Annotated in this window: 9 protein-coding genes and 1 pseudogene; 9 read left to right on the top strand and 1 reads right to left on the bottom strand. The window is 57.5% G+C overall.

What is annotated here, in order from left to right:
* Together M7439_RS06740 and M7439_RS06735 are read left to right on the top strand one after the other, a co-directional pair.
* A pseudogene (locus M7439_RS06740) lies at window positions 1-199 on the top strand (hypothetical protein); the annotation flags it as partial.
* Window positions 199-1,848, top strand: coding sequence for a hypothetical protein (locus tag M7439_RS06735; protein WP_298347587.1), 1,650 nt, complete (start codon window positions 199-201; stop codon window positions 1,846-1,848). The pseudogene M7439_RS06740 and the gene M7439_RS06735, both read left to right, overlap by 1 nt.
* Before the next feature lie 68 nt (window positions 1,849-1,916).
* On the opposite strand, the gene M7439_RS06730 is transcribed toward M7439_RS06735, so the two are convergent.
* Window positions 1,917-2,315, bottom strand: coding sequence for a hypothetical protein (locus M7439_RS06730; protein ID WP_298347586.1), 399 nt, complete (start codon window positions 2,313-2,315; stop codon window positions 1,917-1,919).
* 424 nt (window positions 2,316-2,739) lie between these two features.
* On the opposite strand from M7439_RS06730, the gene M7439_RS06725 reads away from it, so the two are divergent.
* From M7439_RS06725 to M7439_RS06695, 7 genes are all read left to right on the top strand, one after another.
* The gene (locus tag M7439_RS06725) at window positions 2,740-6,897 is read left to right on the top strand and encodes a choice-of-anchor Q domain-containing protein (protein ID WP_308464421.1); all 4,158 of its coding nucleotides are present in this window, start codon (window positions 2,740-2,742) and stop codon (window positions 6,895-6,897) included.
* Window positions 6,898-7,715: 818 nt separating this feature from the next.
* The gene (locus M7439_RS06720) at window positions 7,716-8,795 is read left to right on the top strand and encodes a DUF6782 family putative metallopeptidase (RefSeq protein WP_298347583.1); all 1,080 of its coding nucleotides are present in this window, start codon (window positions 7,716-7,718) and stop codon (window positions 8,793-8,795) included.
* 138 nt (window positions 8,796-8,933) lie between these two features.
* Window positions 8,934-10,781, top strand: coding sequence for a type IV secretory system conjugative DNA transfer family protein (locus M7439_RS06715; protein WP_298347581.1), 1,848 nt, complete (start codon window positions 8,934-8,936; stop codon window positions 10,779-10,781).
* A gap of 384 nt (window positions 10,782-11,165) precedes the next feature.
* Window positions 11,166-11,735 (top strand): hypothetical protein, encoded by a 570-nt coding sequence (locus M7439_RS06710; protein ID WP_298347579.1) that lies wholly within the window; start codon window positions 11,166-11,168, stop codon window positions 11,733-11,735.
* 287 nt (window positions 11,736-12,022) lie between these two features.
* A complete protein-coding gene (locus M7439_RS06705) occupies window positions 12,023-12,313 on the top strand; it encodes a hypothetical protein (RefSeq protein ID WP_308464420.1) in 291 nt (96 codons plus the stop codon).
* A gap of 1 nt (window position 12,314) precedes the next feature.
* Window positions 12,315-12,647 (top strand): hypothetical protein, encoded by a 333-nt coding sequence (locus M7439_RS06700; RefSeq protein WP_298347576.1) that lies wholly within the window; start codon window positions 12,315-12,317, stop codon window positions 12,645-12,647.
* Entirely contained in the window at window positions 12,647-13,954 is a 1,308-nt protein-coding gene (locus M7439_RS06695; RefSeq protein ID WP_308464419.1) for a CHC2 zinc finger domain-containing protein, read from the top strand. Before M7439_RS06700 ends, M7439_RS06695 begins: the two co-directional genes overlap by 1 nt.
* Window positions 13,955-13,956 lie beyond the last annotated feature (2 nt).

The raw sequence follows: 13,956 nt of genomic DNA, 5'->3' as shown, positions 1-13,956 counted from the left end.
CCTCATCAGCGGGCACGCAGATGTGCAGTTCTCTGGCTTCATCGCAATCTCAGCACCCACGGAAGAGGCGTTATCAGCAGCCGTATCCCAGATTGAGCTGGCTGCCGCACAGTCAGCGTGTGAGACTCGGATCCTCTATGGCCGGCAGACCCAAGGTTTTGTCGTTGCAGCATTGCCACTCGCTCGAGAGGCGTTTTGATGTTCAGGCGAAAGGTTCTTGATCATCCGGACATCCCGGGTGGAGACGCCGTCGACGCACAAGGGGTGCCGAGTGGACGACCAGAGTCATCTCGGCTCCTCGACGAGCCAAATGCTGCAGAGCGCTCAGCCGCGGTGCCAAAGGCGCTGCACCCAGACGGTGGAAGGGCCCTTGGAGCGGCACTCTACACTCCGGCTACGGCATCTCGTCGGGAGCGCAAAGCGTCAGCGAAGGTCGCCGCTCGTGTAGCGGCTGATCATCGCAAGGCGCTGATGGAGGAGCGACGGCAGGAGTTGGCGGCGCTGCGAGCGGAACGCAGGGATGCCCAGTACCTTCCCGCCAACGGCGAACCTGGCCCATTGGCCCTGCGCTCGTGGCGGCCACTCCGGGTTAAGCCGCATCGTGCAACGACAGAGATGCTTTCTGGCGCCTATCCATTCCTTGCCGAGGCGGGACTTGGTTCCGAAGGGGTGCTGATTGGACATGACTCTTGGTCTGGGGCGGCGTTTGTCTTTGATCCGTGGGTACTGTACGCCAAAGGAGTACTGACCAACCCAAATGTGTTGCTTGCTGGGATTATCGGACGAGGAAAGAGTGCACTCGCAAAAAGTATCGCTACACGCTCTATTGCTTTTGGTCGGAAGATCTATGTACCTGGCGACCCGAAAGGGGAGTGGAGCGTGGTGGCACGAGCGGTTGGCGGTATCGCCATCGAACTCGGTGGTGGTCTGCCCGCCAGACTCAACCCCCTCGATGAAGGTCCACGACCAAGCTCCATGACTGACGCCGAGTGGATGGCAGTGACTCGACAACGCCGGCGATCACTCATCGGTGCCCTTACCGAATCGGCCTTGGGTCGTGAACTCTTGGCAGTAGAACACTCTGCCCTCGATGCAGCACTCGAGACCGCAGTCATGGAGAACACCACTCCTATTCTTCCCCATATTGTTGATGCGCTCTTTCGGCCAAGAAGAGCGGTAGCGGGTTCGAGCATTGAGCAACTCGCCGCTGACTCCCGGGAGATCGGCCATGCGCTTACCCGGACGGTATCGGGTGATCTCGCCGGACTCTTTGATGGCCCCTCGACCGTGAGGTTCGATCCAACGCTTCCCATGGTGAGTCTTGACCTTTCGAGGATCTCGGGATCAGATAGCTTGATAGGGATGGTGATGACGTGTGCCTCAAGCTGGATGGAGGCGGCGCTCACCGATCCAAATGCTGGCCAGCGATGGGTCATCTACGATGAGGCCTGGCGACTCCTCGCCCAACCCGCACTGCTCGCAAGGATGCAATCCCAGTGGAAACTCTCGAGAGCACTTGGCATCGCCAACATGATGGTCATTCACCGCCTCTCTGATCTCGATGCAGTGGGTGATGCCGGAAGCGAAGCACGTGGGCTTGCCCTTGGACTCCTCGCCGACTGTTCTACCAAGATCATCTATGCCCAGGAGTCAGGTGAGGCGACCAAGACCGGTATCTCACTCGGTCTCTCGAGCACCGAGGTGGCCCAACTTCCTGATCTCGAACGTGGCGAGGGACTCTGGCGACTTGGAGAGCGAGCCTTTGTCGTCCGCCATGTCCTCACCCCAGCCGAACTCGCTTGTTTCGACACCAATCAGCGGATGGTTGTTCAAGGTTCGCCGACGTAAGATATGCCCTAGGTCCGAGGAGCGAACGACTTCGCTTAGCCTGACCGGTTTATTTGTACATGGAGGTCTCATAATTCTTTGGTTGCGGGTTTGAACTCTACCGCTCCCACGAAACCGCCAAAATACTGTATTTGCAATCTCTGCTTGAGCTGCCAGTGGAGTGATCCGCCAGAAATGGAATTCATGATCACGGTGAAGAGGGGCAGATAGTAGGAAGCATGTGGTTTGTCATGGAGCCCGATGTTTGGGAACTTGGTGCCTATATCTGAAACCACTGAAAGGGCAATATGAGGTTTCGTTATGTTCTTTGCGCTTTCGAGCGAGCCACCGGGCGTGAGTTCGCTAGTTAACCCCGGCACTAGGGGCCTTCCACATACAGTGCGATACTGAAACCACTCGTATCCTACAAAATTAGGACGCTGCTGTGGTGATTCTCGTTCGTCCAGGTAAAAATTAACAACGATCAACTCTCCTTCTTCACCGCCAGAGGCCCTAGGTGCGCCTCAAGGGCTGGGCTCAGTTCGTCTGACAACTGGGAGTCGTCCCACCTGTCTCTACGTATTCAAGAGTTTCGATACACGTGGGCACCAAGCGAAGATACCGCCCAAAGGTGGAGTTCCCAGTCGGGCACCCACGATGGTCCTGGGGAAATCTTCCGCTCTCGAGCGTCGAAGGTTCTCACACATTGCCTCCGTCACACAAGTACTTCACCACCCTGAGTGTTTGTGCGAAGCGATTACGTGACAAGTGATGGTGCCGACTGTCAAATTGGTTCAAATAGGTGCGAATCAGCTGGTTGAACTGCTCTCTCCTCTGGTACTGTGGGAACATTGTGTGCCAGTAGTCTCCCTTGAGAAGTCAACCATGGGGGAAATCGAGAGGAGCGCTTCGATGAAGCAGTTGATGACCCCAATCAAGGGACGTTCTATTTTCCGCTTCATTGCCACCTTGGTCTTGGTGCTCGGCAGTGGTGCTTATGGGTCATTGGCACTGGCTTCGACTTACCAGGGGCAGTTGACATCCTTGGCGCTCCAGACATTCTTTGCCTCAGCGTCCGCCACCAACGGCCAGAGTTCTAGTTCATGCATAGGATCATCTCCGACATCTGGGTGCTCCCTATCCGAGGCTCTCAGTGAAGCTGAAGCATCCAACACCAATACCGCCATTTACCTGATCACCAATGGAGATGGCGCAGTTCCTTCTTTAGCGCCGGTAGATGGCTACACAGGACCCTCAATTGATTACAACGGTAACTTCTCGGTCGATATCCCAACCGGTTCCACCGTGACCATCGAGAACTACAACGGTAATTCTCCTGTACTCAATGGTGATTTTAAAGGAACCGTGTTAACCGTCACAGGAACAGGAACACTGAACCTCTCTGGGGTTACCATCACCGGAGGTTTGGGTTATAGCGGCCAAAGCGGCATTGGTGGCACTGAGGGCAACGGAGGCAATGGTGGGGGAATCTCAACCACCGCGTCCCTTGCCATCACCAATTCCACGATCTCAGGCAACTCGGCGGGAGCTGGCGTTACGAACATCGTTGGCACTCCCGGAAGCGGAGGCAATGGTGGGGGAATCTCAACCACCGCGTCTCTTACCATCACCGGATCGACCATCTCGGACAACTCGGCGGGTGGTGGCGCTAACAGCAGCTTTGGCACTGGCGGAAGCGGAGGCAATGGTGGGGGAATCTCAACCACCGCGTCCCTTACCATCACCAATTCCACGATCTCAGGCAACTCGGCGGGTGTCGGTGGCACTGGCGTTGGCGACACTGGCGGAAGCGGAGGCAATGGTGGGGGAATCTCAACCACCGCGTCTCTTACCATCATCGGATCGACCATCTCAGGCAATTCCGCGGGCACTGGCGGAGGCGGCACTAACTCCGGCGGCAACGGTGGCAATGGTGGGGGAATCTCAACCACCGCGAAGCTCACCCTGAAGAACTCCACGATCTCAGGCAATTCTGCGGGGAGTGGCGGCAACAGCGGCACTGACACAGGGGGCACCGGCGGAAGTGGTGGGGGAATCTACACCACCAAGTTCCTTACCATCATCGGATCGACCATCTCAGACAACTCTGCTGGCACTGGCGGAAGCGGATATACCTCCGGGTCTGTCGCCGGCAGCGGAGATGGTATCTACAACAACGGCGGCAAGGTGGTTTTAGCCGGTGACCTACTCGCCACTACAGGGGGCACCTCAAGCGGAGATGAGTGTACGGGCGGGGGCTTCATTGACGTTGGCTACAACGTCTCCGATGACTCGTCCTGCTTTACCTCCACCGCCAACAGCGTCACTAGCTCAACGGCCGAAGACCTCACCTCCCTTGGTAACTACGGAGGAACCACCAAAACCATTCTCCCGACATTAGGCAACCCAGCCATTGGTCTGATCCCAGCTGGTAAGTCAGTTTTGGTGGATAATCGATCCGTGCAGTTGTGCCCCACAACCGATCAACGAGGCTTCACGACCCCTACTGGAGTAACCTGCGACGCCGGATCAGTGCAGTTGGCGAGCGTGTTGTTTGCGGCCGCCGTACCAGTTGGTACCGGTAGCTGTGCTGATGTCGCTGACGCATGCTCGCTCACCACTGCCCTGGGCGATGTCGGCGCGGGTGGAACCATCGAGTTGGTGACTCCGGGCTCCTCTGCTTCTTATGACGGCAACTTCACTGTCGACACGACCGGAACCACAGTGACCTCCCCGGTGACAATTGAACCAGCCCCAGGGGTCAGTGATCCAACCCTTGATGGGACCAACTCCGGTACGGTTATGACGAACAACAGTGGTACTCACCTGAACCTCATTGGGATGAGCGTCACCGGTGGTGATGGCTCAGCTAGTGGTGGTGGCATCTACAACGCCGGGACACTGACCGTAACCGGTTCTACAATCTCTGATAACACTGCTGATAGCGGCCTTAATACAGCTAGTGGTGGTGGCATCTACAACGCCGGGACACTGACCGTAACCGGTTCTACAATCTCTGATAACACTGCTAGAGGGCATGACTACAATGTTGCCTACGGCGGTGGCATCTACAACGCCAGGACGCTCACCATAGCCAACTCCACGATTGCGGGCAACACCTCCCAAGGTGGTCAGAGTGTGATCGGTTACGGTGGTGGTATCTACAGCTCCGGTGTCCTCGACATGACCGCTTCCACCATCGCCGACAACACCGCTGTCAGCGGCGGTAATACAGCTAGTGGAGATGGCATCTACAACAGCCGCGGCAAGGTGTACTTCGCCGCTGATCTATTTGCCACACTCAACGGTGCCCCAAGTGGCGGTGAGTGTGCCGGATACAAGGGTACCTTCACCGACGAAGGCTACAACGTCTCCGATGACTCAACCTGTGGTTTTACCACCTCGTCCACCTCCACCAGTGTCAGTAGTTCAAGTGCTGCCGAAGACCTCACCTCCCTTGGCAACTATGGAGGGCCCACCGAGACTATCTTGCCCGAGACGGGCAACCCAGCCATAGGCCTCATCCCAGCTGGGACGTCAGTTACTGTTAATAAGCAATCCGTGCAGTTGTGCCCCACCACCGATCAACGAGGTTTCGCGACCTCTAGTGGAGTATCCTGCGATGCTGGATCCACCCAGGTTCTCAACCAGGCGATCACCTTTACGGGTCCTACAACCTTGTCCTACGGCGTTTCCGGGACGCTGTCGGCAAGTGGTGGATCATCGGGTCAACCGCTCGTCTTCAGTGTCGCTTCTACAAGTGGCACTGAGGTGTGCAATGTTTCTGGTACCGATGGCTCCACGGTCAACTCCACGGGTATCGGCACCTGTGTTATCGACGTGAACCAAGCTGGAAACGACGATTATCTCTCAGCCCCCCAGGTCCAAGAGTCACTCACTGTTATCCGGGCTACCCCGACCCCTCCCGCGATCACAAACCTGCCAACTGGGGGAATCGTCGGGGGAGGCTTCACCGCTTCGGTGGCTACCTCCGGAGACGGGACCACGTCAGTAACAGCTGGCCCAGCGAGTGTTTGTAGCGCGAGGGGCCTGGTGGTGAGCTACGTCGGTGCCGGTCAATGCACCCTAACCCCCCAAGTCGCCCAAGGTACTGACTACACCAGCCTCAGTGGAGAACCCCAGACCATTACCATTCAAGCACCGCCGGTCAGGGTTCCCCCATCAACCCCAACGACTCAGCCCTCAAGTTCCACTCCACCTCCCTTGACCTCCCCAACCTCCCAACTTCCCATCCCCTTTGGCCTCATCACCGCCAACGGTGGGATCTTCACCCACGAGGACTCGTCCTTTTCCTCAAAGACCGGGAGCGGAGCAAATGACATCGTTGGAGGAGCTGCGAGTGGTACCAATGGCTATTGGCTCGTTACCAAGTCTGGTACCGTTGAGAGCTTTGGAACTGCTCACTCCTATGGAAGTGTCACCAACCCAGTTGGTAGTGTCATCGGCATGGCCGCTACTCCTGATGACAATGGCTACTGGGTGGTGACCAATGCTGGGGTGATCTATAACTTCGGTGACGCCATGCGCTTTGTCGGTGTCTCGATCTATGGGATCACCGGTCTCACGGGAACTCATCCCTTGAATGCTCCCATCGTAGGACTTGCCCCAACCCCAGACGGCAAGGGTCTTTATCTGGTGGCAGCAGACGGTGGAGTCTTTAACTTCGGGGATGCCAGGTTCCTTGGCAACACCTACACCCTTGGGCTCACCGGCTTGAAGGGCACCCATCCCTTAAACGCTCCAATCGTTGGCATGACACTGACCCCGAGTGCCAATGGATATCTCCTCATAGCAGCAGACGGAGGAGTCTTTAACTTGGGCGATGCCAAGTTCCTCGGCAACACCTACACCCTTGGGATCACCGGTCTCAAAGGAACCCATCCCTTGAATGCCCCAATCGTTGGTGGAACCTATGTTCCAGGGAGCCAAGCGGGCTATTACCTCTTTGGAGCCGATGGCGGAGTCTTTAACTTCGGGACTGCCCCCTTTGAGGGTTCCAATGCCAACACCCACCTCGGGGCTCCGGTGATTGGCGAGATTACGCTGTAGGGAGGAAATTGGAGACACATACACCGGCACGGTGTCTGCGAAGACCGCAGGGTGCCTCTCTTACACAAGGTGTCCCCCTTAGGTTTGGAGTATCTGAATCGCCACTTTGATGTCGCAGGACGCGATCATTAGTCGTGGAGCTGATCAGCTTCAGATGGCAGGCTTTTGAGTATTCCTCAGTGGAAAACCTTTCGATACAATAGCATCAGCCATGGTCTGTCGGGATTGCTTGGCTTTTGTGTGTCACGAATTCCTCTGAGTGCTCGCCTGCTATTAGGCGAACAGCAGAAGTGGGTGTCAGGTGGTTTTTGCGACCTGATTGGACAAGCTGGACCCGTTTAGTACAGAATTTCAGGGATCTACTTTCCCAGCCTCCTCTTGAGCCAAGACGTCCGTGATGGAGTTCAGCAAGAGCGCTGCGTTGTTGTCGGCCCAAGCTTGCTAGGTTTGGTCCCGGGAGCTCATCGGTCTCAATTGGGTGTGTGACAGGCCGCGAGACGGCGACAGCGGAGACTTCACTCGCGGTCCTGTTTAGCCCCTGCGTGGTTGGTGAGCATTTGAATCGGAAATCTGCTCCTCCTATCTCGGATGCGCAGAATGAACCCACAGGCGGCGGTCCCGCCTCGCTTCGGGGGCCTTCATGGATAAAGGGCGATGACGAGGTGTCCGGTAATGATCGCGGATGTCGAGCGCCGTCTTCGAGCTCGCTTCGTCGCCTCAGCGCAAAAGCCTGGTGGCGGGCGTTCTGACGGAATTCCTGGCTTCGCCATCTTGGGTGAGAGATCAATGCTTTCTCGTCTGTCTGGAAAGGGGCATTCATGGTTTTGGAGGACCTGCACAAGGAGAGCGTGCAGCTGGCACAGACAGAGAAGGTACGAGCTGCCCAAGCTATCCTCAAGGCTGAGATTGTCAAGATCCGATCTGGAGACGACTGGCAGCGATACCTGGCGTTCGCGGCCGAGCTCCATTCGTATACCCCAAATAACGCTCAGCTCATCATTGCCCAGCACGCGATGGCTTACCAGCAGGGGCGTGTTCCCGATCCGAATCCTGGGTTCGTGGCTGGGTTTCACACCTGGAAGGCACTTGGACGCCAAGTTGAACGGGGACAAAAGGGCTACGCAATCCTGGCTCCGATTCGCTATAGCCGCCGTGTCGCGTCCAGCCCAGATGGGCAGGTCAGGGTACTTCGGCACGATGAACTCCCTGGTCCGAGTGAGCACGAGACGATGGCGATGACCCTCGGTGGATTCAAGATCGAGCACGTGTTTTCCCAGTTTCAGACCTCGGGTGATCCCTTGCCAGAAGTGGCGAGTCCCAAGCTACTGAACGGTATGGCCCCTGTTGGTCTTGGAGAGGCGATCATGCACCTTGCCATAGAGCGTGGTTATGCGGTCGAGACCGTGGGGTCTGCAGTTGAGCTAGGTGGAGCTAATGGGATGACTGATGTTACGGCGCACACCATTCGGATTCGGGATGACATGGATGATGCAGCGATGGTGAAGACTATGATTCATGAGGTCGCGCACGTTCTGCTCCATACCGAGGGTCTTGGCGCGGCTCTCGAGCGCTCACGTCAAGAGGTCGAGGCAGAGTCGACGGCCTTCATCGTGGCAGCGGCGCATGGTATGGCAAGCGACGACTACAGCTTCCCTTGCATCGCCGCCTGGGCTGGTGCCGATCCCGTGAAGGCTATCGCTCAAACGCAGGCTCGAGTCTCCTCGGCGGCCCGATTGATTCTGGAAGCGTCTCCAGCACCGAAAACCCCTGGGGGAAGAGTTCCAGGTGTCGAAGAGGCGATCGAACGTAAGAGCAACGAGCGAGCAGTAGGCGCGCCCCAAAACGAGCGGTTTGTGGCTTCGTACGGAGTCGATCGTGAGTACCTTGCCAATTCGTGACTTTGGGAACAAGGGTGGCACCAGTTGTTGGTTGCAGAATGAGTCTTCGGTTTTCATAATGTATCGCACTGGGTTGTCCTCGCCAGCGAAGCTGATGCTGACCCGACTTTCGTTTGGAATAATGTTGTTGGATCACTCATGTCTGCGAGGACCGATCGTGATGACCCAAGCTCTACCGGGATCGGCATGTTAGCCCCAGTGCCCCAGCGACCAAATGGCGATCGCAATGTTGATGTTGCTCTGGTTGCGATCGCAATTGCCATGCTGGTGATGGGCGCACTCTATGGTGGTGCGCTGGTGAGCGCGAGGATCTCTGGTCATCAAGTTCCTCATCGTCTCGATGGTCCGATTAATGCGCTAGCCCACCCAACCGATCCTTCGTTGGCTTGGCGTTCCCCGGTTGGTTCACCTTGGGTCTATTGGAGCGCCGAAACGTTTTCGCTGTTGTTGGTTGCCATGATGCTCTATTTTGGTTGGAGAGTATTGAGTCCTCGAGCACCTCGTTCTGAAGTGGCATCTGCGGACCCGGCACAACTTGAAGGCATGGCAGAGCGTGCGCACATCGCGGCGCTGGCGGGGCCAAAGGTGCTGCTAAGTCAAGCCGGGGTACTTCGTCCTTCCATTGCCGATGCCAAGCCATGCGACGTTGGCTTCTATCTCGGTACGAGTCGCGGGGTGGACTGTTGGATGGGCGTGCGTGACTCGCTTGTGATCCTTGGACCTCCCGGTTCGGGCAAAGGCCTGAACCTGATCATCCCCTCCATTCTTGATGCCCCAGGCGCGGTGATCACGACCTCTACTCGGCCGGACAATCTGGCGGTGACACTCACGCGGCGCGGATCTGATAGTCGGCCTGTTGGAGTGTTTGATCCTCAAGGATTGGCCATCGGTGCTCCATCCACCTTGCGTTGGTCGCCGGTGCGAGGTTGCGAGCGAGCACAAACCGCCATGGTCAGAGCGAAGGCACTTTGTGCGGACTCAGGGCGCGGTGTCACCGAGGCGAACTTTTGGCAGCAACAGACTCAAAACGCAGTCCGGTGCATGCTCCACGCTGCGGCGATCGCGGGACAACCTCCTTCGGTGCTGTATGAGTGGAGTCTCTCGGCGGCTGCGGCGAGAGACGCGGTCGCCATCCTCTCCAATCATCCAAGGGCAACCCCCAGCTGGGATCGCGCACTTGATGCAATTGTCTCGGCCGATCCAAGACAACGCGACTCGGTTTGGTCAATGGTTGGCAATGCCTTCGCGCCACTTGCGGACCCCCGAGTCCTTGAGGCGGTGTCGCCAGCTGAGGGAGAATCCTTTCACCCGCGTGACTTTCTCAGAGATCGTGGAACCCTGTTTCTGCTGGGGACTGCTAGTGGCGCTTCGGCGACCGCTGGCTTGGTCTCTGCGTTGATTGAGGATGTGGTTGAAGTGGCGCGACGGTTGGCTGCAGCCTCACCTGGCGCACGTCTTGATCCACCCTTGACGCTGATACTCGATGAGGCTGCCAATTATCCACTTCCCTCCCTTGGTTCCTTGATGTCCGAGGGAGGAGGGACGGGTATCCCGACGATGGTGGTTCTCCAGTCGCTAGCCCAGGCAAGAGACCGATGGGGGTCAGAGACAGCTGGGGCAATCTGGGACTCTGCCACTGCGAAGGTCATTCTTGGTGGGAGCTCGAATGCAAATGACCTGGCGGATATCTCGCGCTTGGTCGGCGAACGAGAGGTGCTTGAGTCAAGCCAATCGTATCAGAGTGGTTCGTCATCGACAGGTCGGTCGATATCGACCTCCATTCGCCGCCAAAGCGTCCTTGATCCAGCGACGATTCGGACCTTGAAGCTCGGCTATGGCTTGCTCCTCTATCGTGCCTCACAACCGATCATGCTGACGTTGAGACCTTGGACTAGACGTCATGACGCTGGCCAGTTACAAAGTGATCGGTCCCAGGTCGAGGCCCTACTCCGACAGGGTGCTGGTGAGATCTTGGGAGATGCGTAGACCACGCACGGGCCTGTCCTGGTCTCCCCGGCGATCTGCGATTCGCCAGCAGTATTCGACGTACATGCGATCTCGTGCGTGGTACCTGCGACGAGAACGGTGGGTGGGGGAATGGAGACGACTTGCAGGTGGTCGAGATCCCTTCTGTCTCATCTGTGGCGCTCCGTGGACGACGCGAAGTGGCGATCTCCATCACCGCAGCTATGGGCGACTTGGGCACGAGAGCTTTACCGACCTTATCGCCCTTTGTCGTTCGTGTCATATCACCCTTCACCAGCTGATGGAGACGAACCCTGAATGGCGAAAGCGCCCGCGTGAGCAAGCAACAGATGTGCTGGTTGCCGAGCTACGTCGGCAGCGGACGCGGAGGGTGGGGATCTAGCGATGGATTCAGACTCCGAGGATCTCGAGGGGTTAGTACTTGATGAGCAGCTAGAAGACATGCCAGAGGATCGAGAGTGTAGCGGGTCGGAGACGATCGACTCACCAGACGCGAGCCTGACCCATGATGCCTATCGACAGCTCCTCGAAGAACTGGGAGACGAGGAAGATCCTGCCCTCAGTGCACCAACTTTCTGGCCAGCTATCCGTGTTGGTGATCGGCGTAGCGAGTGGAATTCGCTTCGTGCTTGGGTGGAAGAGTTGGTGCACAGATATCCCCACCTTGATCATCATGTGATCCCTCGCTGCTGGTATCTGCACAATGGTCATGTCGAAGCGCTGGTCGCATTGCGAGATCACGAGCGAATCAGTTTTGCCCAGAGTTCACCGGCCACGAGTCCAGTCCAATGGCAGTGGGCGTTCGCCCAGATTGAGTCTCGTCTGCGTGAGTGGACTGCGCATGCGGGCTGTCTCTCAACTCATCGATCGACTCCAGCTCCACCTCGCGCCATTGATGACGACGCGTGGGAGCACTTCTTGGCCCGCGATGAGGAGGCTCATCGCCTCCTTTGAGCCTGCACCCCGCTTGACGAATTCCCACCGGCTTGGCCCAGAAGTAAGTGACTCTTCACAGGGCACGAGGAAAGGAGCCAGGTATGACAGTGAGGACAGAATGGTCGGTGGAGCATGCTTGTGGGCACTCCCAAGATCACGATCTCTCGGCGAAGCGGGCAAGCAGGCGCGCCGGCTATGCCAGATGGCTCGCCACCAAAGACTGTTCAGCGTGTTGGCACAGAGCTCATGGCCGCCAACAGAGAAGCGATCAACAAGCTTGGCTCACCGAGCACAGGGCACAGCAGATGAAACAGATCACCTCGTGGGAGGTAAGGGCCGATATGCCCTGCCTCGATGGTTCAGACAAGGCAGTCGAGTGGGCTCGGAGGGTTCGATTTGAGCTACTTTCCGCCGCCTATGAACTCTTCGATGCAGAGGAGGCCTACATCGCTGAGGTGGAGCAGCCCGCCCGGCTCATTACTTCGGCCTCGTGGTGGATCGATCAGCGAGATGCAGATGCGGGCGATGTCAGTGAGCTCGTAGTGGACGCAGCTGGGGCACCCTTTGCCTCCACCGGATCAGAGAACCCGTTCTGAGATGGCTACGTGGCTTGACCGTCATGACCACGCTCTCGTCGAGCGTGCCATCGTATCCCTTCGGGAGCGAGAGACTTCGCGATGGGAGAAGGCACTCAAGCATGCCAATGGTGATCCACGGTTCGCGCTCTGGTTATCGCTCGTCGATGATCTCATCGAGACCTATCCCGCCCTCCAGCACTTGTCTTTGTCCACCTCCTCGCCAGTCACCCAACTCAGAGAGAGCTACCTGGTTGGTTGCTCACCCCTTGATGCTGCGTCCCTCACTCCTTGTGCAGGTGAACTCTCTGGCACCAATGAACTGACCCAGCCGTCACTGACACTCGGGAGGTGATGATGTCGCTTGACTTTGCGTCGATTCGTGCGCAACACTCACTCGCTGAGGTAGTCGCTCGGACCGGACTCTTTGTGCCGGCCGGGGTAACGGATTACAGAGTCTGTTGTCCGATGCCAGACCATGATGATCGGAATCCGTCGATGATGTTGCATCTTCGCACCGATCGCTTCCACTGCTTTGGTTGTGGTGCCCATGGCGATGTGATCCAGTGGGTCGAAAGCGTCTATCGCGTCAGTGTGGGTGAGGCTAGTGGGATGATCGAGTCCAGGACTGCCTTTCCTGCCGTTGTCACAAGGTCTCCGGTCGGGTCCCGTGATCAGCGGAGCACTGGCGTCAGACTCAAGTGCGAGGCGCCAGATCTCGAACGAACTTCTATCCAACGGGTGAAGGCTGTCCTCGGAGAGGCTTGGTCCTACTACAGCCATGGCCGACTTCATGATGAGGGGCGTCGCTATTTGCGGGGGCGAAGGATCTTCGTCGATGCTCTGGAAACAGATATCGGCGAGCCCGTTGTCGGGCATACACCTCACGGTGCGCCTGATCGGCTGATTAGCCATCTCCGAGCACGAGGATTCGCTGATGACGAGGTTGTCGATGCGGGCCTGGCTAGGCGCAACGAGCAAAGCGCAATCATTGATGTGTTTCGCCATCGAGTGATGATGCCCGTGAAAGACGACAGCGGGAGCGTGGTTGGCTTCGTCGGACGGTACGACGGCCAGCGCCATGGAGTGCCGAAGTATCTGAACTGCACTAGAACTGTGGCCTATGAAAAGTCGATAAACCTTTATCGCCCAAGTTATCCAACTCTTGGTCCTGCGGCACGGATTGTTGTCTGCGAAGGGACGATCGATGCACTCGCGATCGCCGCGGTCGCAGCCTCAGCCGGTCGATCAGCGGAGTTTGCCCCAGTAGCCGGGTCCGGATTAGCCGTCTCTGATTCCCAGTGGGATGCTATTCTTGATCTCCATCCGGGTGCCATCGTTCTGTGTGCTGACGGGGATGCACCTGGTCGCGAGGCAAACCATCAGTGGTCATTGGCCTTGGTCAAGCGAGGACGTGAGGGTCTCGTTGCAGCCTGGCCAGAGGGCGAAGATCCGGCAAGCTATCTTGGGGCCAATGGCGACGATGGGTTGGCGGCGATACTATCGGCACCGGCAGAAATCCACTCCAGTGGTCCACGTCTCCCTCGTCGACGAGATCCTGCTCTGATCTTTGGGCGCAACGCTCTGGAGTCAGCGAGACCAACGCTTATCGGGGATCAGCTGCTCCAGTTGCCTGACTTGTCCCCTTCAACTATCCGATGATC

This window comes from Ferrimicrobium sp., assembly GCF_027319265.1.
Lineage (GTDB): Bacteria > Actinomycetota > Acidimicrobiia > Acidimicrobiales > Acidimicrobiaceae > Ferrimicrobium.
Note: the sequence above shows the minus strand (reverse complement) of the source record. Positions and strands in the feature narration are given on the sequence as shown.